The sequence below is a fragment of the Ensifer sp. ENS07 genome, from assembly GCF_014852185.1.
In the GTDB taxonomy this organism is placed as follows: Bacteria; Pseudomonadota; Alphaproteobacteria; order Rhizobiales; family Rhizobiaceae; genus Ensifer; species Ensifer adhaerens.
This window is the reverse complement of the sequence record NZ_JACVBE010000009.1, coordinates 277,877-299,847: the sequence shown is the minus strand read 5'-3', so window position 1 is coordinate 299,847 and position 21,971 is coordinate 277,877. Positions and strand designations below refer to the sequence as shown.

The 21,971-nt window shown below is 64.9% G+C and carries 21 protein-coding genes and 1 pseudogene; 11 read left to right on the top strand and 11 right to left on the bottom strand.

Annotated elements, in window-relative coordinates; translation table 11 throughout:
• The 4 genes and pseudogenes from IB277_RS25310 (at nucleotide 1) to IB277_RS38980 (ending at nucleotide 5,241) form a co-directional block, all read left to right on the top strand.
• Nucleotides 1-921 (top strand): ABC transporter permease, encoded by a 921-nt coding sequence (locus IB277_RS25310; RefSeq protein WP_034805440.1) that lies wholly within the window; start codon nucleotides 1-3, stop codon nucleotides 919-921.
• A 29-nt stretch (nucleotides 922-950) separates the two neighbouring features.
• Nucleotides 951-2,570, top strand: coding sequence for an ABC transporter substrate-binding protein (locus tag IB277_RS25305; protein ID WP_060601785.1), 1,620 nt, complete (start codon nucleotides 951-953; stop codon nucleotides 2,568-2,570).
• A 60-nt stretch (nucleotides 2,571-2,630) separates the two neighbouring features.
• The gene (locus IB277_RS25300) at nucleotides 2,631-3,575 is read left to right on the top strand and encodes an acetamidase/formamidase family protein (RefSeq protein WP_034805446.1); all 945 of its coding nucleotides are present in this window, start codon (nucleotides 2,631-2,633) and stop codon (nucleotides 3,573-3,575) included.
• Nucleotides 3,572-5,241: pseudogene (locus tag IB277_RS38980) on the top strand (ABC transporter ATP-binding protein). The gene IB277_RS25300 and the pseudogene IB277_RS38980 overlap by 4 nt, the downstream one beginning before the upstream one ends.
• A gap of 66 nt (nucleotides 5,242-5,307) precedes the next feature.
• On the opposite strand, the gene IB277_RS25290 reads toward IB277_RS38980, so the two are convergent.
• Together IB277_RS25290 and IB277_RS25285 are read right to left on the bottom strand one after the other, a co-directional pair.
• Nucleotides 5,308-6,681: an ATP-binding protein gene (locus tag IB277_RS25290; protein WP_060581075.1), complete on the bottom strand. Its 1,374-nt coding sequence runs from the start codon at nucleotides 6,679-6,681 to the stop codon at nucleotides 5,308-5,310.
• Complete coding sequence (locus IB277_RS25285; protein ID WP_060581074.1) at nucleotides 6,681-7,343, bottom strand: response regulator transcription factor; 663 nt, start codon at nucleotides 7,341-7,343, stop codon at nucleotides 6,681-6,683. Before IB277_RS25285 ends, IB277_RS25290 begins: the two co-directional genes overlap by 1 nt.
• A gap of 115 nt (nucleotides 7,344-7,458) precedes the next feature.
• Between IB277_RS25285 and IB277_RS25280 the strand changes: the two genes are divergently transcribed.
• Both IB277_RS25280 and IB277_RS25275 read left to right on the top strand, forming a co-directional pair.
• The gene (locus tag IB277_RS25280) at nucleotides 7,459-8,217 is read left to right on the top strand and encodes a L,D-transpeptidase (protein ID WP_060581085.1); all 759 of its coding nucleotides are present in this window, start codon (nucleotides 7,459-7,461) and stop codon (nucleotides 8,215-8,217) included.
• Nucleotides 8,218-8,401: 184 nt separating this feature from the next.
• Complete coding sequence (locus tag IB277_RS25275; protein ID WP_060581073.1) at nucleotides 8,402-9,118, top strand: L,D-transpeptidase; 717 nt, start codon at nucleotides 8,402-8,404, stop codon at nucleotides 9,116-9,118.
• Nucleotides 9,119-9,166: 48 nt separating this feature from the next.
• On the opposite strand, the gene IB277_RS25270 is transcribed toward IB277_RS25275, so the two are convergent.
• From IB277_RS25270 to IB277_RS25255, 4 genes are all read right to left on the bottom strand, one after another.
• Entirely contained in the window at nucleotides 9,167-10,006 is an 840-nt protein-coding gene (locus tag IB277_RS25270; RefSeq protein ID WP_082566580.1) for a L,D-transpeptidase, read from the bottom strand.
• A gap of 83 nt (nucleotides 10,007-10,089) precedes the next feature.
• Nucleotides 10,090-11,079 (bottom strand): murein L,D-transpeptidase family protein, encoded by a 990-nt coding sequence (locus IB277_RS25265; protein WP_089043025.1) that lies wholly within the window; start codon nucleotides 11,077-11,079, stop codon nucleotides 10,090-10,092.
• A gap of 333 nt (nucleotides 11,080-11,412) precedes the next feature.
• Entirely contained in the window at nucleotides 11,413-11,667 is a 255-nt protein-coding gene (locus IB277_RS25260; protein WP_034805462.1) for a hypothetical protein, read from the bottom strand.
• Between the two features lie 129 nt (nucleotides 11,668-11,796).
• Nucleotides 11,797-12,705: an SDR family oxidoreductase gene (locus tag IB277_RS25255; protein ID WP_060581072.1), complete on the bottom strand. Its 909-nt coding sequence runs from the start codon at nucleotides 12,703-12,705 to the stop codon at nucleotides 11,797-11,799.
• An 89-nt stretch (nucleotides 12,706-12,794) separates the two neighbouring features.
• Here IB277_RS25255 and IB277_RS25250 point away from each other — a divergent pair, with 89 nt between their 5' ends.
• Complete coding sequence (locus IB277_RS25250) at nucleotides 12,795-13,367, top strand: TetR/AcrR family transcriptional regulator (RefSeq protein WP_060581071.1); 573 nt, start codon at nucleotides 12,795-12,797, stop codon at nucleotides 13,365-13,367.
• 97 nt (nucleotides 13,368-13,464) lie between these two features.
• On the top strand, nucleotides 13,465-14,514 hold the full coding sequence (locus IB277_RS25245) for a serine hydrolase (RefSeq protein WP_060581070.1): 1,050 nt from the start codon (nucleotides 13,465-13,467) through the stop codon (nucleotides 14,512-14,514).
• Here the strand turns inward: IB277_RS25245 and IB277_RS25240 are convergent.
• From IB277_RS25240 to IB277_RS25220, 5 genes are all read right to left on the bottom strand, one after another.
• The gene (locus tag IB277_RS25240) at nucleotides 14,477-15,358 is read right to left on the bottom strand and encodes an arginase family protein (RefSeq protein ID WP_063894886.1); all 882 of its coding nucleotides are present in this window, start codon (nucleotides 15,356-15,358) and stop codon (nucleotides 14,477-14,479) included. The two genes, IB277_RS25245 and IB277_RS25240, sit on opposite strands and share 38 nt — an antisense overlap.
• 349 nt (nucleotides 15,359-15,707) lie before the next feature.
• On the bottom strand, nucleotides 15,708-16,724 hold the full coding sequence (locus tag IB277_RS25235) for a zinc-binding alcohol dehydrogenase family protein (RefSeq protein WP_060581068.1): 1,017 nt from the start codon (nucleotides 16,722-16,724) through the stop codon (nucleotides 15,708-15,710).
• A gap of 41 nt (nucleotides 16,725-16,765) precedes the next feature.
• Nucleotides 16,766-17,866 carry an alkene reductase gene (locus tag IB277_RS25230; protein WP_060581084.1) on the bottom strand — a complete coding sequence of 367 codons (1,101 nt, stop codon included), beginning with the start codon at nucleotides 17,864-17,866 and terminating at the stop codon, nucleotides 16,766-16,768.
• A gap of 59 nt (nucleotides 17,867-17,925) precedes the next feature.
• On the bottom strand, nucleotides 17,926-18,597 hold the full coding sequence (locus IB277_RS25225; protein WP_060581067.1) for an SDR family oxidoreductase: 672 nt from the start codon (nucleotides 18,595-18,597) through the stop codon (nucleotides 17,926-17,928).
• On the bottom strand, nucleotides 18,584-18,991 hold the full coding sequence (locus tag IB277_RS25220) for a glyoxalase (protein ID WP_060581066.1): 408 nt from the start codon (nucleotides 18,989-18,991) through the stop codon (nucleotides 18,584-18,586). Before IB277_RS25220 ends, IB277_RS25225 begins: the two co-directional genes overlap by 14 nt.
• 91 nt (nucleotides 18,992-19,082) lie before the next feature.
• Between IB277_RS25220 and IB277_RS25215 the strand changes: the two genes are divergently transcribed.
• The 3 genes from IB277_RS25215 to IB277_RS25205 all read left to right on the top strand — a co-directional run bounded on the left by IB277_RS25215 (nucleotide 19,083) and on the right by IB277_RS25205 (nucleotide 21,768).
• On the top strand, nucleotides 19,083-20,000 hold the full coding sequence (locus IB277_RS25215) for a LysR family transcriptional regulator (protein ID WP_060601783.1): 918 nt from the start codon (nucleotides 19,083-19,085) through the stop codon (nucleotides 19,998-20,000).
• Nucleotides 20,001-20,213: 213 nt separating this feature from the next.
• Entirely contained in the window at nucleotides 20,214-20,720 is a 507-nt protein-coding gene (locus tag IB277_RS25210; RefSeq protein WP_060601781.1) for a sigma-70 family RNA polymerase sigma factor, read from the top strand.
• Between the two features lie 97 nt (nucleotides 20,721-20,817).
• Entirely contained in the window at nucleotides 20,818-21,768 is a 951-nt protein-coding gene (locus IB277_RS25205; protein ID WP_060601778.1) for a FecR family protein, read from the top strand.
• Nucleotides 21,769-21,971 lie beyond the last annotated feature (203 nt).

The window sequence follows — 21,971 nt, the reverse complement described above, 5'->3', positions numbered from 1 at the left end:
ATGGCATTCCTTCTGCTGCGCCGTCTCGTGCAGACCGCGCTCATCCTGCTCGGCGTTGCCGCCATCACCTTCCTGTTGCTCTATGCGCTTCCCGCCGACCCGGCGCGCATGATCGCCGGGCGCAGCGCAACGGCGCAGACGGTCGCCAACATTCGTCGGGAACTCGGGCTCGACCAGCCGCTGCTCGTTCAGTTCTGGAGCTATCTCCAGGGGCTGGTGCAGGGCGATCTCGGTCGCTCCTACGCGCAGAAGACCGATGTCGGTACCTTGATCGCGGCGCGCCTGCCGGCAACGCTGATCCTGATGGCGGCCGGCATTTTCGTCGAAGTCCTGCTCGGCGTGTTTCTCGGTGTCGTCGCGGCCATCCGGCGCGGCGGTTTCGTCGATCGGCTCGTGATGATGGCATCCTTCGTCGGCGTCTCGGCACCGCAATTCGTTGCGGCCCTTTTGCTGCTCTATGTCTTCGCGGTCACGCTCGCCTGGTTCCCGATGAGCGGCTTCGGCAGCTTCGCCCATGTGGTCCTGCCGGCGCTGACGCTCGGCATCCTCGGTGCCGGCTGGTATGCGCGCATGGTGCGCTCGGCGATGATCGACGTCTTGAACCAGGATTATGTGCGCACCGCACGTGCCAAGGGCCTGTCCTCGTTCCGCATCATCTTCCGCCATGCGCTGCCGAACGCGCTTCTACCCGTCATCGCCATGATCGGCATCGATATCGGCCAATTCATGAGCGGGGTCGTTGTCGTCGAGGCCGTCTATGGCTGGCCAGGCATCGGCCAGCTCGCCTGGCAGGCGATCCAGCAGGTCGACATTCCGATCATCATGGGGGTGACGCTCGTCTCGGCGCTCGCGATCGTGCTTGGCAACCTCCTTGCCGACCTCGTCGCGCCGCTCATCGATCCGCGCATCCGCGCCCGCTAATCCGAAACCAACCAAAAAGGGGAACAACAATGTTCAAAAGCTGGCTTCGAACTTCAACCGTCGCTGCGGCACTGCTCGCAGCACCGCTCTCGGCCCTTGCACAGGATGCGCCGAAACAGGGCGGAGATATCGTCATCACCTACAAGGACGATATCGCCACGCTCGATCCCGCCATCGGCTACGACTGGGTCAACTGGTCGATGATCAAGAGCCTGTTCTCGCGCCTGATGGACTACAAGCCGGGTACCACCGAGCTGGTGCCGTCGCTCGCCGAAACCTTCGACGTCGCGCCGGATGGCCTGACCTATACGTTCAAGCTGCGCAAGGGCGTGAAATTCACCAACGGCCGCGAGATCGTCGCCTCGGACGTGAAGTATTCGATCGAACGGGCGGTCGACCCGAAGACGCAGGGGCCGGGCGCCGGTTTCTTCGGCGCGATCAAGGGCTTCGACGATCTCTCGGGCGGCAAGGCGGCGACGCTTGAAGGCATTGAGGCGCCGGATGATGCGACTGTCGTCTTCCACCTGTCGCGCCCGGACGCAACCTTCCTGCACGTGCTCGCCGTCAACTTCGCCTCGGTCGTGCCGAAGGAAGCGGTCGAGGCTGCCGCCGGCGACTTCGGCAAGAAGCCGGTCGGCTCCGGCACCTTCGTCCTTAAGGACTGGACCGTCGGTCAGAGCCTGACCTTCGAGCGCAACCCCGACTACTTCGTCAAGGACATGCCGCATATCGACAAGTTCACCGTCGAGGTCGGCCAGGAACCGCTGGTGGCGCTGCTGCGACTGCAGAAGGGGGAGGTCGATATTGCCGGGGACGGTATTCCGCCGGCAAAATTCCTCGAAATCAAGAATTCGCCTGAAGGCGCCGAGATTATCGTGGATGGACAGCAGCTCCATACCGGCTATGTCACGCTCAACACCAAGGTGAAGCCCTTCGACGACGTAAAGGTTCGTCAGGCCGTCAATATGGCGATCAACAAGGAGCGTATCACCCGCATCCTCAATGGTCGCGCGACGCCCGCCAACCAGCCGCTGCCGCCGCTGATGCCGGGTTACGACAAGGCGTTCACCGGTTATGACTATGACGTCGAGAAGGCGAAGGCCCTGCTCGCCGAGGCCGGACATGGCGATGGCTTCGAGACGGTGCTCTATTCGACCAACACCGACCCGCAGCCGCGCATCGCCCAGGCGATCCAGCAGGATCTGGCCGCCATCGGCATCAAGGCGGAGGTGCGGGCGCTGGCCCAGGCCAACGTCATTGCCGCCGGCGGCACCGAAGGCGAAGCGCCGATGATCTGGTCGGGTGGTATGGCCTGGATCGCCGACTTCCCGGACCCGTCGAACTTCTACGGCCCGATCCTCGGCTGCTCCGGTGCGGTCCAGGGCGGCTGGAACTGGTCGTGGTACTGCAACGAGGCACTCGACAAGCGCGCCGTTGCCGCCGATTCCATGTCCGATCCGGCAAAGGCGGCCGAGCGGCAGGCGGAATGGGGCAAGATCTTCACCGACATTATGGCCGATGCGCCGTGGGTGCCCGTCACCAACGAGCGCCGCGTCGTCGCCAAGTCGCCGCGAATGGGTGGCGAGGGCGAGATCTACGTCGATCCGACCCGGGTCATCAACTACGACGCGATCTTCGTGAAGCAATAAGCGTCGGGCTCTCCGGAGGTCGTCTTCGGGGAGCCTCTTCATGAGTTTGGGAGAGATTTCATGTGCGTTGCCTGCACACACACCATCCATCGCGCCAAGCATCATTTCGGCTGGAACCGCGACTTCGAGCCGACGCTGATCGCCAAGCCCGGTGAGACCATCCATTTCGAATGCCTGGATTCTTCCGGCGGGCAGCTCGGCGCTGGCTCGACGCTCGACACATTGGCCTCGCTCGATTTCGAGAAGATCAATCCGGTGACAGGGCCTGTTTATGTCGAAGGTGCTGCGCCCGGCGACGCGCTGAAGGTGACGATCCGCCGCTTCGTGCCCTCGGGCGTTGGCTGGACGGCCAACATTCCGGGCTTCGGCCTGCTCGCCGATCAGTTCACCGATCCGGCGCTGCACATGTGGTCCTATGATGCGAATACCATGGCGCCGGCGCTCTATGGACCGGGCGGCCGCGTGCCGTTGAAGCCCTTCGCCGGCACGATCGGCGTCGCGCCGGCCGAACCGGGCCTGCATTCGGTGGTGCCGCCGCGCCGGGTCGGCGGCAATCTCGACATTCGCGATCTCACATCGGGCGTCACCCTCTATCTGCCGGTCGAGGTGGAGGGCGCGCTGTTTTCCATCGGCGACACCCACGCAGCCCAGGGCGACGGCGAGGTCTGTGGCACCGCGATCGAGAGCCAGATGGAGGTCGAAGCCACGATCGAGCTCGTCAAGGATGCCCGTCTCGCCAGCCCGCGGTTCACTACGCCGGGTCCGGTGACCCGTCATCTGGATGCTGCCGGTTACGAGGTGACGACCGGCATCGGCCCGGATCTGATGACCGGCGCGCGCGAAAGCCTGATGCGCATGATCGACCTGCTTGGCGCCGAACACGGCTTGAGTCCGGTCGATGCCTATCTGCTCTGCTCGGTCTGCGGCGACCTCCGCATCAGCGAGATCGTCGACGCTCCGAACTGGGTCGTTTCCTTCTACTTCCCGAGGATCGTCTTTTCGTGACAACGGCAGCACCCGTGCTCGGCATCGATGGCCTCTGCGTCGATGCGCTGACGCCGCAAGGGCCGCGAAGGGTCCTTGATGCCGTCAGCTTCAACCTCATGAGCGGCGAAACGCTGTGCATTGCCGGCGAGAGCGGCTCGGGCAAATCCGTGACTTCGCTTGCTGTCATGGGGCTCCTGCCGAAAGCCTCGCTGCGGATCGCCTCCGGCAGCATCAAGCTCGAAGGGCGCGAACTCTCGAAGCTCTCCAACAGTGCGATGCGCAGCGTGCGCGGCGGCGATGTCGCGATGGTCTTTCAGGAGCCAATGACATCGCTCAATCCCGTGATGTCGATCGGCGAGCAACTGACCGAGGCCATTCGCGAACATCAGGGTTCCGAGGGGGGAACGGCGAGTGCCGTCGCCCTGCGCATGCTGGATGCGGTGCACATCACCGAGCCGGCGCGGCGCATGACGCAATATCCGCACGAGCTTTCCGGCGGCATGCGGCAGCGCGTGATGATCGCGATGGCACTGTCGTGCCGACCCAAGGTGCTGATCGCCGACGAGCCGACGACGGCACTCGACGTTACCGTGCAGGCGCAGATCCTGACGCTGATGAAGGAACTGAAGCGGGAATTCGGCGCTTCGATCGTGCTGATCACCCATGACATGGGCGTGGTCGCGCAGATGGCGGACCGCGTGGTCATCATGCAGCAGGGCCGCATCGTCGAGCAGGGCGACGTATTGCCGATCTTCCGCTCGCCGCGCGAGCGCTACACGCAGGAGTTATTGGCGGCCGTACCGAGGCTGGGCGCGCATGCCGGAACCGACGGCCCGCCGCGCATCGCCGCAACGGCTGCGCATCCGTCCCGCGGGCGGCGAGCCCGGTCCTGTCCGTGCGTGACCTCGCTGTCCACTACGGAAAAAAGCCCAGCGGACTGTTGGGTGGAAAGAAGCTGGCCGCCGCCGTCAGCGACGTTTCCTTCGACATCTTCCCCGGTGAGACGCTGGGGCTCGTCGGCGAAAGCGGATCGGGCAAGTCGACCACCGGCAAGGCGGTACTCGGCCTCATTCCATTCGATGGCGATGTGGCGATCGACGGCCAGCAGATCGGCGCGCTGTCGCAACGCCAGATGCGGCCCGTGCGCCGCTCCGCGCAGATGATCTTTCAGGATCCCTATGCCTCGCTCGACCCGCGCATGGCGGTCGGGGCGGCGATCGCCGAGCCGCTGCTCATCCATGGCATCGGCAATCGCAGCGAACGCACGGATCGCGTCGCCGATCTGTTGCGCCGTGTCGGGCTTGGGCCCGATGCCGCCAGCCGCTATCCGCACGAGTTCTCCGGGGGACAGCGGCAGCGCATCTGCATTGCCCGCGCGCTGGCGGTCAATCCGAAGCTGATTGTCGCGGATGAAAGCGTGGCCGCGCTCGACGTGTCAGTGCGGGCCCGCGTGCTTGATCTGATGCTCGAACTGCAGGAGACGATGGGTCTTGCCTATCTCTTCGTCTCGCACGACATGGCTGTGATCGAGCGGATGTCGCACCATGTCGCCGTCATGCGCGGCGGCCGCATCGTCGAGATGGGAACGCGCCGCGCCGTGTTCGAGGATCCGCAGGACGCCTACACCCGGGCGCTGATGGCCGCGGTGCCGCTGCCGGACCCGCCGATGCGGAAAAGCGCTTAGAGCGAGACGACAACACGGGTGCGGTCTCCGCCCGCATCCCCCTCTGTTTGAAACAATCCCGATCGCTCACGGCGCGAGGGCTTGCGACAATACGATGCGAGCCGAGAGGCCGCCGGTCGGTCGGTTGCGCAGTTCGAGTTCGGCGCCGGTTCGGTCAAGCGCACGCTCGACGATGCTGAGGCCGAGCCCGCTGCCGGCCGCCGCCTTGAACCGGCCGCGGAAGAAGCGCTCGGTCACGCGCGGCATTTCCTCCTCGGGGATGCCAGGCCCCTCGTCGTCGATCGCGATGACCAGATGCTGGCCTCGTATCTCGGCGTGGCAAGAGACCATTGCGCCCGGTGGCGAATGGTTGATGGCGTTTTCGAGCAGGTTGCGCGCCGCGAGCCGGAAGAGGTCCGGATCCATATTGATCCTGAGACCGGACATCGCCCCGTCGACGACAACATCGACGCGACGCGCCTGGCCGGCGAGTTCGGTGCGAAGACTTGTCAGCATCTCGCCGACATCAAAACCGGCCGCCGGCCTGCCGCTCTCGGTGGCTTCGACCGAGGCGATATCGAGCAGTTGCCGCACCAGCTTGCCGGTCCGGTCGACACCGGCGACGATCTGGCCGAGCGCCTTCTCGCGGATTTCGCCGTCGTCGCTGGCGAGCGCCACCTGCGCCTGCGTCTTGAGGCCCGCCAGCGGCGTACGCAACTCGTGGGCGGCAAACGCGATGAAATTCTGCTCGCGCTCGCGGGCGCCGGCGACACGGGCAAAAAGGCCGTTCAGCGACTTCAAGACCGGGCTGATCTCGCGCGTCGTGCCGGTGTCCTCGATCGCGTGCAGGTCGGAGGCTTCACGCGCGGCAAGGTCGCCGGCAAGCTTGCGCAGCGGCGCGAGGCCCCGCCCGACGCAGAGCCAGATCAGCACGGCCAGAAGCGGAATGATCAGCAGCGCCGGCAGCAACAGCCCCTTGACCAGGTCGTTGACCAGCCGGTCGCGGATGCGCAGGTTGTCACCGACGAGAACGCGCACGCCGAGGCTCGCATTCTCCACCGCAAAGACACGCCAGGTCTCGCCGTTGATGACGGTTTCGGAAAAGCCCATGGCGTGGGGCGCAAGCGTTGTGTCGGGCGCGCTGTCCGACTTGCCGATCAGAGTTCCGTCCAGCGACCAGATCTGGCAGGAGAGCTGCCGGTCGTAATGCGGGTGCTCCAGCAGCGGGATCCTGATTGCGCTCTGTGCCGGGCGGTTGGCATGGGTGTCGCCTTCTTCCTTCATCATGTCTGGGCTGACGATCAGCGAATTCACCATGCGCGCCGCCTCCATCAGCCGCGCGTCGAGCACGCGCTCGACTTCGGCGCGGGTGCTGAGGAAGATCCAGACGGTGGCCGATAGCCACAGGAGCCCCGTCGTGATCAGGAGGATGGCGAAAAGCCGGGCGCGCAGCGATTGCATCAGCCGGCTCCGCCCAGCCGGTAGCCGATGCCCCGGATGGTTTCGATCAGTCCCGGGCCGAGCTTGTTACGCAGATGGTGGATGTGCACCTCCACGGCATTGCTTTCGATTTCCTCCTGCCAGCCGTAGAGTTTGTCCTCCAGCTTGGTCTTGGAGAAGATCACCCCCGGGTGCGACATCAGCGTATGCAGGATGGAGTATTCGCGCCGCGAAAGTTGCACCGGTTTGCCCGCCTTTTCCACCGATTGCCTGGCCGGATCGAGCCTGAGCGTCGACCATTCCAGCGCGGCGCTCGCCCGGCCGCTGGAGCGTCGCGCCAGCGCCCGAAGCCTGGCGGCGACCTCGTCGAGGTCGAAGGGTTTGCCGAGATAGTCGTCGGCGCCAGTGTCGAGGCCGGCGACGCGATCGCGCACGGTGTCGCGTGCGGTCAACAGCAGCACCGGAATGTCGCTCTGCCTGGCGCGCAGGTCCCTGAGGATGTCGAGACCGGAGCCGTCGGGCAGCATCAGGTCGAGCACGACCGCGTCGAAGCCGTTGGCGGCCAGCGCCGTCGCGGCCGCATCGCAGGTGCCGACGGCATCGGTGGTGAAGCCCGCCAGCGCCAGGCCGACCTTCAGGCCGTCTCTAAGGATATCGTCGTCTTCGACGATCAGGACTCGCATCGCTACTCCTAACATTTCTGAGAGCGCGATCCTTTAATCGCTCCCTTAAGGCAGCCTTAAGGTAGGACTTCCCTCTGAGGCGGCATTGCAACAATCGAATCGTTGAATGCCCGATATGACCGAAGCACACGAGCCTTCTTCCTCCACGGCCGATCACAAGACCGGCATCACGCTGACCCGCCGCAGCCTTGTCGTCGGCGCGGCCTCGCTGTTCGTCACCGGCTGCGCGACCGCCCGCCCGACGCCGGCGGTGGTGCCGGCAGCCGTCACGCCCGTCCGCCCCTCAGCCGGCCGGACGGTGCCGCCGATGTACTATGCGATGCCCGACGAGCAGTTTCCGATCCCCGAGGTGAAGATCGCCGAGGTCGATCCGAAGTTCTGGCGGCAGGAGGTGGATTATCCGACCAGTGAGCGGCCCGGCACGCTGATCGTCGATACGCCCGCGAAATACCTCTATCACGTGCTGCCGGGCGGGCGGGCGATGCGCTACGGCATCGGCGTCGGGCGCGAGGGCTTTGCCTGGTCGGGCCGGGCGATCGTCGCCTACAAGCGCAAATGGCCGCGCTGGACGCCGCCCGACGAGATGGTCGCCCGTCAGCCGAAACTCCAGCCCTACAGCATCGCCAATGGCGGCATGCCCCCGGGCATCAAGAACCCGCTCGGCGCCCGCGCGCTCTATATTCATAAGGACGGCAAGGACACGCTCTACCGCATCCATGGCAGTCCCGAGGCATTTTCGATCGGCAAGGCGGTCTCTTCCGGCTGCATTCGCCTGCTCAATCAGGATGTCGTCTACCTCCATGATCAGGTCCGCGACGGCAGCACCATCGTCGTCATTCCGGATCCGACCAAGGGCGACATGGCGATCGGTTAGGTGAGGGCAGGCAGCGAGCGCGGGAATTCTGCAACACTTCGAAAACGAGTACCGCCTCGCGCAAGCGATCCACGCCAAAGAAAGATTTTCACCACATTTCGGTCACGGTTCGGCCCAACAGCCTTGGGCCTCCCCTCGGACCTCCCAACCGAAATCTCCAACTCTGGAATTGAATACAGTGTCGATGAATTTGTCCCGCCGGTCGCTGCTCGCGGTGATCGCCAGCTCTGTTTTGAGCGCCTGCACGCAGATCCCGAAACCCGAACCGAAACCGAAGCTGATCGAGCCGATCGGCGGTGATGGCGGCTCGCCGGAAAAGGCGGCGGATGCGGCGGGCGTGCCGACGAAGACCTTCGACTATGCCAGAATCTACGCGCCGGTGAAGGACGAAGGCTACGACGTCCCGGGCATCCAGCACACCGAGATCAAGCCGCAGTTCCTGCGCCAGGAAGTGGCCTATGCCACCAACGAGCCGCCCCATTCGATCGTCGTGGATACCCAGACGATGTTCCTCTACTACGTCCTGCCCGGCGGCCGCGCCATCCGTTACGGCGTCGGTCTTGGTGCAGCCGGCCGCGCCTGGAAGGGGCGTGCCGTCGTGCAGTGGAAGCGCAAGTGGCCGCGCTGGACGGTGCCCGACGACATGGTCGCACGCCAGCCGCACCTGAAGAAATACGGCATCGATGCCGGCGGCATGGATCCGGGCCTCGACAATCCGCTCGGCGCCCGCGCCATGTATATCTTCCAGGACGGCCAGGATACGCTTTACCGCATCCACGGCTCGCCGCAGTGGCGCTCGATCGGCAAGAACGCGTCGGCGGGCTGCGTGCGGATGCTGCAGCAGGACGCGATCGATCTCTATGATCGCGTCAGAGGCAAGACGCCGCTGCTCGTCCTGTGATGGGCGACAATCTGGCGTAATTTCTGCGCCCTTGCCGGACGGATTGCCTCAAAGTGGCTGCGGAAGCGGCAGCCCGTCCGGCCCCATCAGCATATAGTCGGGCGACCGCTGCACCGGCTGGGAGTCCGGCAATGGTTGCCCATCCGGCAGGGGCTGCGCGTCCTGCATCGGCTGCGATTGCACCATGCCGCCGCCCGAGAGATCGGTGACGACGATCGGCGTGCCGTTCGGCACGCGGTTGTAGAGATCGACGACGTCCTGGTTGATCATGCGCACGCAGCCCGACGACACCGACTTGCCGATCGTCCACCATTCCGGCGAGCCGTGAATGCGGTAGAGCGTGTCTTCGCCGTTCTGGAAGATGTACATGGCGCGGGCGCCGAGCGGGTTCTTGAGGCCGGGATCCATGCCGCCCGCCTCGATGCTGAATTGCTGCAGCTCGGGCTGGCGCGCCACCATCTCGTTCGGCGGCTTCCAGCGGGGCCATTCGCGCTTGTACTGGATGACGCCGCGCCCGGCCCAGGCGAAACCGGCACGCCCGAGGCCGACGCCGTAGCGCATCGCCTGGCCGCCTTCATAGACCCTATAGAGAAAGTGGCTGCCGACGTCGACGACCAGCGTTCCCGGCTTTTCGCCGGTCGGATCGGCGACCATCTGGCGGTAGAAGCGCGGATCGATCTTCTCGTAGGGAATGGCCGGCAGCGGGTAGGGCTCGTTCGGCTTCTCGCCGTACATGTCGGCCAGGAACGTGTTGGTCTCGGGAACCGGTTCCGGCGCATAGGAGCGCGTCACAGTAGGCCGCGGCGAGGCGCAGCCGGCGAGACCAACGGCCGCCAACCCGGCGGAAAGCTGCAGGAAGGCGCGGCGGCGGAACTCTCTTTCGGGCATGTAATCCTCGATCGTCCTCTATTCGCTACCGGCGATGCAACCGACCTTTTAAGTCAATTGTGCGTCGCCAGCCGACGGAACGATCACAGGCCGGCGTAGGGGTCCGCCAGCGCCGCTTCGGGTCGGCTGATAGGATACTTAGTTCCCGAGATCTTCGCGGCCAGCTTTTCAGCACCGTTTTTCTCAAGAAGCGCCCGGAAGCTCGGATGCATGCCGCCATCGACATAGGCGTTCAGCGGCGCCGACGTCTGGTTGGTCATCATGCCGGCGAGCTTCGCGTCCTCCGATTGCAGTCGCGCCACCAGCCCGGCATCGGGCGTGGAGATCGCCGCCGGGCAGGCGGCAAGCGGGTCGGACGGTTCGCCATCGGCGAAATCGGTGTTGAAGACGTAGCGGCGGCCGCAGGCCGAAACCTTCGGCTGACGCTTCGTCGCCTCGAAGATGTCGTAGCCCTGCTTGATGTTCTTCCAGAAGTCGAAATTCGGGTCGCCGCGGTGCTTGGCCATGTTCTCCGCCGTCATGCGGAAGGGATAGGCCTGAACCTGGAACGTGCCCTGGCCGCCGGCGAGCGCGCGTTGCACCACGGAATAGATTTCGCCGACACCCTGGTCGGTCATGGCGTAGCAGCCGGACGACGAGCAGGCGCCGTGCACCATCAGCGCTTCACCGGTGTAGCCGAGCGCCGATTCCAGCCGGTTCGGGTAGCCGAGGTTAAACGACAGGAAATATTGCGATTTCGGGTTCAGCATGCCGGCGGAGACGTGGTAGAAACCTTCCGGCGCCTGGCGATCGCCGGCCTTCATCTTCGGGCCGAGCTTTCCGGACCAGCGGCACATGGGATAGCTCTTCAACAGGGCGTACTGGCCCTGTTTGTTTTGCTTCCAGACCTCGAGTTCGCTTTCCTGCTTGAAGATGCGGATCAACACCGGGCTTTCCGGCTTGCTGCCGTTCTTCGCCATGGCGGCGATCAGCTTGGCCGGGATCGGCGGTGGCTCGCGCACGTCGTCGGCGTCAAGCGCCATGCAGCCGGACAGCGCCAGGGCCATCGCGCCGATCGCCAAGGCATGCCGCATCCGTCGCACCTGCGCGAATATCCTGCCGGCCTGAGGTGTCTCGGAAGAAGGGCTCTTGATCGTCTCGCGCCGCATGCGGGCTCCTGGAAATACTTCCGCCACCAAGCGTCCTTCGTGTGGCGTGTGTGCCGGCCGGTTGCGTTCGACGCAGTTCGGTTCAGCCTCAAGTTCAGCGATTAAGCGGTGACAGCCCTGGCTGCAAGCCTTTGTCCCTGGTGCTCGCGATCAAAAATTCTTGAACGCGCGCTGCCATAGCTGACCGCCGATTGGGTCGATGTTGAGACAAGATGGTGAATTTTTTCTCAACGCGGGCGCCGGAAAAGTCCCGATGCGTCAGTCCCGCGGCTCACTGCCGGGCGCATAGACGGTCTTCTGCTTGAAGGCAAAGACGTTGCCGCAGCGGCAGCGCACCATGTGCTTGGCGGGGTCGGGAGAGGTGCGTTCAGTCGAGAAGCCCTTGGGCATCACGTCGATGGTAAAGCCGCGATTGCTGCCCTTGCCTTTGTCGTTTTCCGACGCTTCGGCGAAGCCGGCGGCTCCGCATTTGGCGCATTCCAGCTTTCTCGAATACCGATCCCGCGATGCCATGTTCAATCACACTCGATAGCGCTGCCACATCCGGATGGCGGGCGGCGGCGCTTGGTTGCCCGAAACACCGAACTATAGGAGGCCGCCCGTCGTTTCAAGTTTGCCGGTGACGGGTTTTGGCGGCAACGCCTAACGATAGCCGGTTGGGTCGGCCGGCTTGTTCGCCTCCATCACCTCGCGCATGTAGCGCCAGCAATCGGGCCGCGAGCCGTCGAGATCGGAAAACCCGTAGACCTGCGCCAGCCCGCCGCTCGACAGCGACTGGCCGTTCCAGCGGGACTTGTCCGGATCGGCCGCGAGCGCCGCGATGGCGCGGCCGACGAAACGCGGTGTTTCCGAAATGACGAAGTGCGGCTGGTTCTTCGTGGCGTCCTGCCAGTTGTCTTCACCGACCTCGAAATGTTCGAGCATCATCTCCGACCGCATCCAGCCGGGCGTGATCGAAACCGCGGTTGCGCCGTGCGGCGAAAGGTCCTTGGCGTGGGCCCAGGCCATACGGTTCGCTGAAACCTTGGCAAGGTCGTAGAACGGCGACAGCCGGTAGTTCTCGGCATTGTATTCGGCGGTGCCGTCGGTCACCTCGACCAAGAGGCCGCCGGGCTTCTCGATCATCAGCGGCAGGGCATAGTGGGCGGTGATCAGGTGCGTATCGACGCCGAGATGCAGGAGCTTCAACCCGTTTTCGAGATTGTGCTCCCATACCGGCTTGTTCCACTCGAACAGCAACTCGCCGCCCCAGACGTCGTTGACCAGGATGTCGAGCCGTCCCTGTTCGCTGCGGATGCGCTCGACAAGCGCCTGTACCTGCGCCGGCTGCAGATGGTCGACCTGGGCGGGAATGCCCTTGCCGCCGAGGCTGGTGACGATCTCGGCGGTTTCCTCGATCGTTTCGGGACGCCCGTAATCGGATTGCTGTTGCCGCGTGGTGCGGCCGGTTACGTAAACGGTGGCGCCGGCGGCGCCAAGTTCGGTCGCGATGCCGCGCCCGCCGCCGCGCGTCGCGCCAGCGACGAGGGCGACTTTTCCTTCGAGTGTCATGATTCTTCTCCTTCGCGGCCGCTTGCCGACTGGCGTTTTCCTGTTCGGGTGATATATAAATGATTGTTCGGTTATAAATGAGAGTCAAGATGCCTCGCCCAAAAACCATGCCTGACGAAGAGCTGCTGGCCGCCGCCTTCGCATTGATGCGGGCCGATGGTCCAGATGGCCTGACCTTCGCGGCGCTGGCTGCACGTACGGGCCTTTCCGGCGCCACGCTGGTGCAGCGCTTCGAGAACAAGGCGAAGTTGATCCAGCGGGCGCTCAGCCAGGCCTGGGACGGGCTGGACGGGCAGACGGCGGAGCTGATGGCGAGCGTACAGCGGACGCCGGAGGGCGCCATCGCGCTGCTCGTCGGCCTCTCGGGCGATTATGGCGGTATCGACAGTTATGCCGACGACCTCAGGATTCTGCGGGAAGACCTGCGCGATCCGTTGCTCCGTGCCCGCGGCGCAAAGTGGCGCGACGTGCTCGCAGGCGTGCTCGACGAATGCCTCGCCGGCCTTCCCGCTGCGAGCCCGGGGCTCGGTCTGCTGATGGCGTCGCAATGGCAGGGATCCTTGCTCTGGTGGAGCTTCGACCCGCAGGTGCCGGTCACGGCCTTTGTCGAACAGAGCCTGACGCGCTTCGTCGAAGCTTTTGCGAGACGGCCGGCAGGCTGACAACTGCGGCAGTGGCGTGCTCACCGGTCTGTCAAATCGCCGTGAGATGGCCGTGCGGTGGATGACGGCGGCGCAAGCTGGTCTTAGATGCTGATCCATGATCAGATTTGTCGCAGTCCTCGTTGCCCGCATCGCCACTTTGGCACTCGTCGTCTCGACGCTTGTCGGCTTGCCGGTCGCGGCTCAGACGCCATCGCCGATTTCGGCCTTGCTGGACGAACTGGCATCACGGTCAGAGCTTGATCCCCTGAAGACCGTGATCGTCGCCCGCGACGGCAAGATCGTCGCTGAGCGTGGTTACGGCCGCAACCGCGTGACGGACTCGACAAACATCAAGTCGGCGTCGAAATCGATCATCTCGGCGCTGGTCGGCATCGCCATCGACAAGCGGCTGCTCGAAGGTCCGGAGCAGAAGATCGCGCCGATCCTGAAGGCGGACCTGCCGGCCTCGCCTGATCCGCGCATCAACGACATCACCATAGGTCATTTGCTTTCGATGCAGGCCGGGCTCGGCCGTCTCTCGGGCCCGAACTATGGGCGATGGGTCGCCAGCCGGAACTGGGTGCGCATGGCGCTTGCCCAGCCCTTCGACGACGATCCGGGTGGTGAGATGCTCTATTCCACCGCCTCGACCCATCTGCTTTCGGCGATCCTGACGAAGGTCAGCGGCAAGTCGACCCTGGCGCTCGCGCGCGCGTGGCTGGGGCCGCTCGAGGGCTTCCGCATCGGGGCCTGGGATCGCGATCCGCAAGGCATCTACCTTGGCGGCAACCAGATGGCGATGAGCCCGCGCTCCCTGCTTGCCTTCGGCGAACTCTATCGCAATGGCGGCCGCACGGCGTCAGGCCAGCAACTGGTGCCGGAAGGGTGGGTCGCGGCCTCCTGGCAGCATCGAACCAATTCGCGCTTTTCCGGCGACGAGTACGGTTATGGCTGGTTCGAGCGCCAGATCGCCGGTGAAGAAGTGCATTTCGCCTGGGGTTATGGCGGCCAGATGCTCTACATCGTGCCGAACCTGGATCTGACGGTGGTGATGACATCGGCCGAAAGTGGGCCGTCGGCCCGCAACGGCTACCGCGACGCGCTGCATCTGGTGCTCGGCGAGATCATCACGAACGTAAAGGCCGATCCGGAAACGGACGGGTGACGCGGCTTCGGCGGCGCTGGCTCGACGCCGCTCCGCGCCAAGCCAGCAACGGCTCCACGACGCCGAGCAGGCATTCGATCGCAGCTTCATTCTTCAGCGCCGCCTCAGACGCTTCGAATTCCGCGAGTTCGATGCCGGCGATCTGCTCTTTCGGGATCGCCGCGAAGATGGCGCGCAAGGTCTGCGGATAGAGGCCATCGCCGATCGCATAGGCGGCCGGCACATGCTTCGGCTCGAGCACGTCCCAATCGACATGGATCCAGACCGGCGCATCGCCGATCAACGAAAGGATGACCTCCGGCGTCGCTTCTGTCGGCGAAAGGATGCACACGCCTGCCTGCCGCAGCAAATCCATCTCCGCGGGGTCGATGTCGCGCGCGCCGACGATGACGACCTTTGCCGGGTTCAGCCCGCTGCCGTGGCCGCTCTCCCAGAGCCCGCAGGCGGCAGCCAGCACCATGCCGCCGAGATAGCCGCTTTCGGTGGTCTGCGGCGTGTTGAAATCGCCATGGGCATCGAACCAGAGCAAGACCGCATCGGCGCGTTCCCGCGCGACGACCGGCAGTGTCGCAAGGCTGGCGGAGCAGGTATTGGCGATGAAAAGTGGTTTGTTGCCCCGCGCAAGTGTTGCGGCAATCGCCGCCTGCAAAGCGGCCAGGGTCTCCCCGGCCTCAGGCAGGCTTGCCGACCAGTCGTCTTCCTTTGCCGGTGACGGGCTGCCGATAACGGTCGGCTGCAGCCCGGTGCGCTTGCTCAGCGCTTCGGCCGTCAGGGCCGCCCCGGGGATAGCGCCGGGAGTTCTGTCGGCGATGCGTCCCTGGGAGATGAGGAGTTCGTAGGGCACGGGCATTCTCCTTGCATTTTCGGTGGGCGTTAACGCCGGTATTGGGCGCACCTGCAAAGCCCGCCTGTTTCAGCGTTTTCGAGGGGATCTGCGGGATTGGTTTGAAAGGGAAGCCTCGACGATATCGATATATCTATGTAGATATATCGATATCGCGCCGCGATCGCAATTTCATCGGGGCGAGCGTTGATGCCATTGCCGTGCACAGGGCGACGCGGGTCGCGGCGATCGCCAATGTCGCTCGGCCGTTTGGCGCGGCGCGGGCGCCGCGGAAATTTCAGAGGTGACAGGTGCTTGCCGCAATCTATGTCGCGGCAAGCGATTTCGTTTAAATCGGCAGCTGGTGCACTTAGCCGGCAAAGCCTTCAATGACGATCTTGCCCTTGGCAGCGCCGGTTTCGATGCGGCGATGCGCTTCGCGCAGGTTCGCCGCGTTGATCGGCGACAGCACCTCGGCAAGCGTCGTCTTCAGCCGTCTGGCATCGATCTCGTCGGCGACGAAGCTCAGCAGACGATGCTGTTCGATCATGTCGGGCGTCTGGTGCATCGGGCGGGCGAACATGAACTCCCAGTGCAGGCTCGCCGCCTTGGTCTTCATACCGGCCATCGGCATCGGCACGTCGGTGTTGTCGATCGAAACGATGCCGCCTTGCGGCCGGATCAGCTCGACAGCGTCGTCCCAGTGGCGCATGTCGTTGAAGATGGCGATGTGGTCGACATGGGGAAAGCCGAGCGCGCGGACCTGCGCGACCAGCGGTTCACGGTGGCTGACCACGTGGTCGGCGCCAAGTTCCTTGACCCAGGCGATGGTTTCCGGCCGCGAGGCGGTGGCGATGACGGTGAGGCCGGCGCGCTTTGCCAGCTGGATACCGATCGAGCCGACGCCGCCGGCGCCACCGACGATGAGGATCGACTGGCCGTGGTCGGCGCCGTCCCGGTCGATGCCGAGCCGGTCGAAGAAGGCCTCATAGGCGGTGATCGTCGTCAGCGGCAGGGCGGCCGCTTCCGCAAAGGACAGGCTCTTCGGCTTGCGCCCGACGATGCGCTCATCGACCAGTTGATATTGCTGGTTGGATCCCGATCGAGTCAGGTCGCCGGCGTAGTAGACGGCGTCGCCCGGCTGGAACAGCGTCACATCAGCACCGACGGCCTCGACCACGCCGCTTGCGTCCCAGCCGAGCACGCGCGGCGTTTCCTCGACCTTGTCCTTCGGCGCGCGCATTTTCACGTCGACGGGATTGACCGCGACGGCGCGGACCGCGACCAGGATATCATGCCCTTTGGGCTCCGGCTTCGGGAGCTCGACATCGAGGAAACTCTCCGGGTCGGAAACCGGGAGATAGCGGGTGAGGGCGACAGCTTTCATGAGTTGCTCCTTTGTGGGGTGAAGAGGTGTGATTGCCGCGGTCATGCCACGCGCTCGAGTGCCGGATAGCTAGAGTAGCCTTCGGCGCTGCCGCCGAAAAGCGTGGCCCCGTCGAAGCTTGCGAGCGGCAGCCCGTCTTTCAGTCGGCGTGGCAGGTCCGGATTGGCGATGAACGGGCGGCCGAAGGCGACGATGTCGGCAAGACCGGCGGCAAGGATCGCCTCGGCCTTCTCACGATCATAGCGGCCGGCGACGATGATGCGGCCGGAATAGGTGGCGCGTAGCTCGCGGCGGAAGTCGTCGGGGATGACGGGCGCATCGTCCCAGTCGGCTTCCACCAGATGGATATAGGCAAGGCCGATGCGGTCGATTTCGCCCGAGGCCCTCAGGATCGTTGGGATGATCTCGTCGTCCTTCATGTTGCGCTGGGTGATATAGGGCGACAGCCGGATGCCGACCCGGGAGGCGCCGATCTCGCCGGCGACCGCCTCGGCGACCTCGACCAGGAAGCGGATGCGGTTTTCGGCCGGGCCGCCATAGCGGTCGTCGCGCCGGTTGGACGAGCGGCGCAGGAACTGGTCGATCAGGTAGCCGTTGGCGCCATGGATCTCGACGCCGTCAAAGCCGGCTTCGATGGCGTTGGCCGCCGCCTGGCGGAAATCTTCGACGATGCCGGCGATCTCGCTCAGCTCCAAGGCGCGCGGCAAGGGGCTGTCGACCATCGCGCCGATGCCGGTTTCTGGATCGGCCACCCAGACCTTTGCGTCCGGCGAAATCGCAGACGGTGCGACCGGGCGTCCGCCGTCGTGGAAACTCTCATGGCTCATGCGGCCGACATGCCAGAGTTGCAGCATGATGCGGCCTCCGGCCCGGTGTACGGCGTCGGTGACGAGCCGCCAGCCAGCGATCTGCGCGGGAGAGTGGATGCCGGGTGTAAACGAGTAGCCCTGGCCCTGCGCCGAGATCTGGGTGGCCTCGGTGACGATGAGGCCGGCCGAGGCGCGCTGGGCATAGTACTCGGCCATCAGGGCGTTGGGCACATTGCCCGGCTGGCTGCTTCGCGCCCGCGTCATCGGCGCAAGCGCGATGCGGTTGGGTAGGGTCAAGGACCCGAGCGGGATCGGAGAAAAGAGCGATGGCATGGTGAGATCCTTTGTGAGGGGCAGTCGCATAGCGGCAGGGCCAAGCACGGGGAGGCACGTCAGTTGATCAGTGCGCCGCCTTCGATGTCGATGACCGAGCCGGTGACGAAGGGATTGTCGATGGCGAAGAGATAGCCGCTGGCGATATCTTCCGGTTGCCCGGCGCGGCCGGCAGGCAGTGTTGCAGCGGCGCGATCGAACATCGCGTCGCGCGCCTCGCCGGCCATGCCGGCATAGGCTTCCGTTCGCGTCAGGCCGGGGCTGACGACATTCACCCGCAGCGGTGCCAATTCCTTGGCCAGCACCTTGGCGGTTGCTTCGAGTGCCGCGTTCATCGCCGTCTTGACGACGGTGCCCGGCACCGTTCGGCGGGCGAGAAAACCCGAGGTGAAGGTGATCGTACCGCCGGGCCGAATGCTCTTGGCCGCCTCGCGGGCAAGCAGGATCGAGCCCCAGTACTTGACGTCGAAGGCGGCCTTGGCTGCTTCGAGGTCGATATCGACGACGGTGCCGCCCGGCGCCGAGGAGCCAGCCGTGACGATCAGGTGATCGAACGGACCGAGCTGTTGGAAATAGGCGGCCACTGCCGCGGCATCGGCAAGATCGAGACCGGTGGCGCGGCTGGCGATCTCTACCCGACCCGGGCGCTCGGCAAGCGCCTTGGCGACGGCGGCGCCGATACCGCTGGTGCCGCCGATGACGACGGAGACGGTGGTGTCAGTGAAAGTCATGGTCATTCTCCGGAGGAAGAGTGGGAAAGGGTTCGGAAAAGACGGCTTCGAGCAGCGGTCCGCCGGGCGCGCGCAGGAACAGCCGCCGCTCGCCGATGTCGGCAAGGTCCATCGTCGAATAGGGAATGGCGAGCCGGTCGAGCTTGGCGCGGAAGGCGGCGTAGCCTTCGAACCGGAAGCCGACATGATCGATCGCTTCGGCCGCACGCTCGAAGCCCACGCCACGGCTGCCGATGAGGTGGACGATCGGCTTGCCTCCGGCATAGAGCCAGCAGCCGGGGATTCGGCGGATAGCTGCCGGACGCTCGCCGACGGTCAGGTCGAAGACCGTCTCGAAGAACGCGCGTGTGGCGTCGATATCGGTGGTGCGGATGGTGACGTGGTCGATGTGCATCACGCGTCTCCTTTCGCCAGCAAATTTAGCGCTTGCGGCGCATCCGGATAATTGGCTTATTTCTAAAATTATATTTCGGAGAAAGCGAAAGATGCTGCTCGACAATCTGGCTCTGTTTCTTCTGATCGTCGAAAAGGGCGGGCTTTCCGCCGCCGGCCGCGAGAAGGGGTTGTCGCCAGCCTCCGTCTCCGAGCGGCTGGCAGCTCTCGAGGCCCACTATGGCGCTGCACTTCTGAAACGCACGACGCGGGCGATCAGTCTGACGGAGGAGGGCCGCCTACTGGTGGACGGCGCCCGCCGGCTGCTGGCGGAGGCCGACGAACTGGAGAGCGGCATCCGGTCGGGCACGCGCACGATCTCGGGGCCGATCCGGCTGAGCGCGCCTGAGGATATGGGGCGGCGCTACATCGTACCGATCCTCGATCGCTTTCTCGCGGAGCACCCCGATGTGACGGTGGATCTCAATCTCACCGACGGTTACCTCGACCTGGTCGGCCAGGGCATGGATTTCGCGATCCGGCACGGCGTGCTTGCCGACAGCACGCTGAGGTCTCGGTCGCTCGGGGAGAACCGGCGCGTCGTCTGTGCGGCGCCGTCCTATCTCGAAGCTATGGGCCGGCCGGAGCATCCCGACGATCTCTCCCGCCACGACTGCATCGTCATGCGCTTCGGCGCCAATCTCGACCGCGAATGGGCCTTTCAGGTGGATGGCAAGCCGCACAAGGTCATGGTGCGCGGGCGTCGCGTCGCCAATGACGGCGGACTGGTGGGGGCGTGGTGCAGGGCGGGGCACGGCATCGCCCTGAAGTCGGTGTGGGACATCGCCGAGGACCTGGCCTCCGGCGCGCTGGTCGAGCTTCTCAAGGATTTTGCGGTCGGCGAAACCGGATTGCAGATCGTCTATCCGCCGGCGAGCGTCCAGCCACGCCGGGTGCGGCTGTTGATCGAGCGGATCGCTTCGGAACTCGGTTCGATCGAGACTGTCCTGACGCGCATTGGAGACGCATAGGGCCGGCGCCACGTCCGCCCGTGGCCGCTGCCGACGTGGCGGTCGTGCAACAGTATCGCCCCCCGTTTTCCTATGCGGCATGCCAGCGCATTGCGGTCGCGCGTGGCTTCACTTATAAAACATGAGTAACGCATTCAACATAAGCGGGGGCGCACGGCGCCACCGCTGGTTCCGGCGGCGGCCGCGCGGCTCCCGCGATGGAGAGGCAGATTGATGACCGATGCGATGGTGCAGGGGCTCCACGAACGGGAAGAGGGCAGGATACGCCGTTTCTTCAGCCGCCGCCTCAGAAGTCGCGAGGATGCCGTCGACGCCACGCAGGAAACGTTCATGCGCATGCTGGAGGCATCGCGCTCGACGCTGATCGAGAACCCGCAAGCCTATCTGTTCCAGGTCGCGCGCTCCGTCGCGCGGGTCGCCGCCGAGCGCACCGCGCGCGAGCAGGCGCTGTTCGTTGCCGACGAGGACGGCAGGGAACATGCCGAAGACAGGCCGATCCAGGATCGCATCGTCAACGCCCGCCAGTGCCTTTTGATCATGGCGCGCACCATCGAGGGGCTTCCGAACCGTTGCCAGCAGGTCTTCATCCTCAGCCGCCTGCACGGCCTCAGCAACGGCGCGATTGCCGAGCAGCTCGGCATATCGAGAAACATGGTCGAAAAGCACATCATCCGGGCGCTGCTCGAATGCCGGAAAATACGCGCCGAAATTATTTTCTGAGCCGACATCAGGCAAAACCATCCATTCAACTCTAAGATGATGGGAGCGATTCTTTGGGACCGCCCGAAGGCATTTTCAGTTCGACCGGAAGACAGGAATGAGTGGCGATCGCCAGACAATCGATGACAGCGTTCTGCAAGCGGCTGCCGGCTGGGTTGCGCGACTGCAGTCCGAGGATGCGACCGTTATCGACCGCCAGGCATTCGAGCGCTGGCTCGACGACCATCCGGATCATCGGGCGGCCTACGAAGAACTGCGGGCATTGTGGAGCGATCTCGGCGAGGTACCGATCCCCGAAGGGCGGCTCGGGCAGTTGCGCGCACAGCGCCGCCGCCGCGTCGGTGGCTTTGTCGGGCTCTGTCTTGCCGCAGGCGTCGCGATCCTGTCGCTGGCGACGCCCTATGGCGCCCGTTGGCGCGCCGACTACTACACCGGTGTCGGCGAGGTCAGGCGCATCGCGCTGGAGGACGGGACGCAGGTGGATCTCAACACCGACACGGCGCTCGTCGTCCGATATGATCAGGGGCAAAGAAAGGTGCGGCTGCTGCGCGGCGAGGCGTTCTTTGCCGTCGCAAAAAATCCGCAGAGGCCCTTCGTGGTCGAAGACGGCTCGATCAGCGCGACGGCGCTCGGAACCCGCTACTCGGTTGGCGCGACGGGGGCGGACCGAGCGGCCGACGTTAAGGTGGAGGAGGGCCGTGTCGAAGTCGAGGCGGCCGGGCAGAAAGCCATCCTCGGCGCCGGCGAAGCGGCAACGATCGACCGGCAGGGTCGCCTCTTCCTGACGAAGACGGATGTTGCCGCCGGGACGGCCTGGCGCGACGGAAAGCTTGTCTTCTCCCGTCGGCCGCTCCGTGAGGTCCTTTCGACGCTCGAGCGCTACCGCCGCGGCCGGATCCTGCTCATCGACGAGAAGGCCGGCGCGCTCGAAGTGTCGGGCATCTTCGATCTGCACGATACCGACGACGCACTGAGCGTTCTCGAAGCCAGTCTGCCGCTCCGTGTCTTGCGGCTCTCGGGCCTCATGGTCCTCGTCCAGTCGCGTTAGGTTGACGCCGGCGGCAAGGCGGTTTCACGCCTTACAAGAATCTTTTCTGACAAAAATCGTCCGGTGACGTCAGGAGAACGCGCTCCCCACACTCTTAGTCAGCAGTGGCGGCGCTGCACCTGGTTCGAGGTGGCCCGCCCGGAGTTGGAGTAGGGGATCTCGGATGAGAATTTTGCAGGGTCGTGGATCGCGACGCCGGTCTT

Bases quoted from the DNA above. Each gene is read 5' to 3' on its own strand.
- IB277_RS25310 (WP_034805440.1), top strand. From the start codon at position 1: ATGGCATTCCTTCTGCTGCGCCGTCTCGTGCAGACCGCGCTCATCCTG.
- IB277_RS25305 (WP_060601785.1), top strand. From the start codon at position 951: ATGTTCAAAAGCTGGCTTCGAACTTCAACCGTCGCTGCGGCACTGCTC.
- IB277_RS25300 (WP_034805446.1), top strand. From the start codon at position 2,631: ATGTGCGTTGCCTGCACACACACCATCCATCGCGCCAAGCATCATTTC.
- IB277_RS25290 (WP_060581075.1), bottom strand. From the start codon at position 6,681: ATGCAATCGCTGCGCGCCCGGCTTTTCGCCATCCTCCTGATCACGACG.
- IB277_RS25285 (WP_060581074.1), bottom strand. From the start codon at position 7,343: ATGCGAGTCCTGATCGTCGAAGACGACGATATCCTTAGAGACGGCCTG.
- IB277_RS25280 (WP_060581085.1), top strand. From the start codon at position 7,459: ATGACCGAAGCACACGAGCCTTCTTCCTCCACGGCCGATCACAAGACC.
- IB277_RS25275 (WP_060581073.1), top strand. From the start codon at position 8,402: ATGAATTTGTCCCGCCGGTCGCTGCTCGCGGTGATCGCCAGCTCTGTT.
- IB277_RS25270 (WP_082566580.1), bottom strand. From the start codon at position 10,006: ATGCCCGAAAGAGAGTTCCGCCGCCGCGCCTTCCTGCAGCTTTCCGCC.
- IB277_RS25265 (WP_089043025.1), bottom strand. From the start codon at position 11,079: ATGCGGCATGCCTTGGCGATCGGCGCGATGGCCCTGGCGCTGTCCGGC.
- IB277_RS25260 (WP_034805462.1), bottom strand. From the start codon at position 11,667: ATGGCATCGCGGGATCGGTATTCGAGAAAGCTGGAATGCGCCAAATGC.
- IB277_RS25255 (WP_060581072.1), bottom strand. From the start codon at position 12,705: ATGACACTCGAAGGAAAAGTCGCCCTCGTCGCTGGCGCGACGCGCGGC.
- IB277_RS25250 (WP_060581071.1), top strand. From the start codon at position 12,795: ATGCCTCGCCCAAAAACCATGCCTGACGAAGAGCTGCTGGCCGCCGCC.
- IB277_RS25245 (WP_060581070.1), top strand. From the start codon at position 13,465: ATGATCAGATTTGTCGCAGTCCTCGTTGCCCGCATCGCCACTTTGGCA.
- IB277_RS25235 (WP_060581068.1), bottom strand. From the start codon at position 16,724: ATGAAAGCTGTCGCCCTCACCCGCTATCTCCCGGTTTCCGACCCGGAG.
- IB277_RS25230 (WP_060581084.1), bottom strand. From the start codon at position 17,866: ATGCCATCGCTCTTTTCTCCGATCCCGCTCGGGTCCTTGACCCTACCC.
- IB277_RS25225 (WP_060581067.1), bottom strand. From the start codon at position 18,597: ATGACTTTCACTGACACCACCGTCTCCGTCGTCATCGGCGGCACCAGC.
- IB277_RS25220 (WP_060581066.1), bottom strand. From the start codon at position 18,991: ATGCACATCGACCACGTCACCATCCGCACCACCGATATCGACGCCACA.
- IB277_RS25215 (WP_060601783.1), top strand. From the start codon at position 19,083: ATGCTGCTCGACAATCTGGCTCTGTTTCTTCTGATCGTCGAAAAGGGC.
- IB277_RS25210 (WP_060601781.1), top strand. From the start codon at position 20,214: ATGACCGATGCGATGGTGCAGGGGCTCCACGAACGGGAAGAGGGCAGG.
- IB277_RS25205 (WP_060601778.1), top strand. From the start codon at position 20,818: ATGAGTGGCGATCGCCAGACAATCGATGACAGCGTTCTGCAAGCGGCT.